We start from the raw sequence: 1,510 nt of genomic DNA, 5'->3' as shown, positions 1-1,510 counted from the left end.
CGACGATGACGAGATCCGTCTCGAGAACCTCTCCCCCGGCGAGGTGCGCGCGGCGGACCTGCCCGGCCTCGCCCGAGAGCGCGCGGACCATCGTCTTCGGGCGGAGATCGACCCCGGCGCCGTGCATCCGTTCGGCCAGCGTAGCCCCGATCGCGGTCCCGAGCACGCGGGCGAGCGGCGTCGGATTGGGATCGACCAAAGTCACCGCCAAGCCGAGGTCGCGGCAGCAGGAGGCCGCCTCGCAGCCGATCAGGCCGCCGCCAACGATGAGCACCCGGTTCGGCCGACACGCCAGCGCGCTCCACAGGGCGCGGGCATCCTCCAGGGTCCGGATCGTGAAGATCCCGGCCAGATCAGCACCCTCGCCGGGCCAGGTCCGCGCCCTCGCGCCGGTGGCGATGAGAAGCTTCTCGTAGGGAAGTGTCGCGCCGTCGGCGAGGTGCAGCACCCGGCGCTCCCGGTCCAGCGCGACGGCGGGCCGGCCGAGCCGCCACTGCGCCCGCAACCGGCTGAGCTGCGGAAGCACGGTCGCCTCTGGGGGAAGCTCGCCCGCAAGGACGTGCTTGGACAGGGGCGGCCGGTCGTAGGGCCGGTGCGGCTCATCCCCGACCAGGGTCAGGGGCCCGTCATAGCCGCGGTCCCGCAGCGCCTCCGCGCCCCGCAGCCCGGCGAGGGAGGCGCCCACCACGACGATGCCCGGTCGCTGAACCTCGGTCACGGCTCGTCACCCGCGGCGAGACCGGCCGGCTCGATCTCGATGGCTCGGACGGGGCAGGCCTGCCGCGCCCGCTCGATCTGCGACCGCTTCGCGTCCGGTGGCGCGGGGTCGTAGAACAGGATCTCATGACCGCGCAGCTCGAAATGGTCCGGAGCGGCGTAGCAGCACTGCGCGTAGCCCTGGCAGCGATTGAGATCGACGACGACACGCATTGAAGGGCTCCGAGCGTACGTGCGGATGAACGGCGGCTAGGCGCATGTCGCCTACGATAGGAATGCTGGCGCGCACGTCTTCTTGCCACGAACACAATTAGCGAGCGCGATCAGAATTTTTTATTTAACACTCGGCTTTTGAGAATTGGACTTCACCACCTGCCCCCCGGCGCCGGAAGCCGGGCGCTGAGGGCCATCGGTCGATCGCCCCCGAGAGCCGCCCGTTCACCACAGCCTCCGGGTTGCGTAATCGGGATGCCTGCTCATTCGCGGCAGGACCGGTTCGGTGACGGTCCGGTTCCGCGTTGCGTGCGCCCACGCACCGGAAGGCCATGCCCAGGTTTCCATGCGGCTCGCCTCCAGCGCCCCTCGGACGCAGCGATCGCCGAGGTCGGCCGTGCGGCAGGTGCGGCTCGATCCGCGCCAGGCCTCATCCGAAAGCCGGAATAGCCGTGCCATCGCGCTTCAACTGCGCTGGAAACCCCGACCCCAGAAAGAAAAGGCAAACACCAGCAATGGGTTGTTTGATCTTCCTACCCGGAGTCAGCCCCGTCTACAGTACAAGCGTCACCCGAGCGGC

Annotated in this window: 2 protein-coding genes; both read right to left on the bottom strand. The window is 69.4% G+C overall.

All coding sequences use genetic code 11. The features are described 5' to 3' along the window. Positions 1–718: NAD(P)/FAD-dependent oxidoreductase (locus WYO_RS22920; protein WP_007567002.1), on the bottom strand; the 718-nt coding region annotated here is incomplete at its 3' end. After that, positions 715–930 (bottom strand): ferredoxin, encoded by a 216-nt coding sequence (locus WYO_RS22915; protein WP_007566999.1) that lies wholly within the window; start codon positions 928–930, stop codon positions 715–717. The genes WYO_RS22920 and WYO_RS22915, both read right to left, overlap by 4 nt. Positions 931–1,510: the final 580 nt, after the last annotated feature.

The organism is Methylobacterium sp. GXF4, assembly GCF_000272495.1.
Classification (GTDB): Bacteria; Pseudomonadota; Alphaproteobacteria; order Rhizobiales; family Beijerinckiaceae; genus Methylobacterium; species Methylobacterium brachiatum.
The sequence above is the reverse complement of the archived record's forward strand: the minus strand, read 5'-3'. Positions and strand labels throughout refer to the sequence as shown.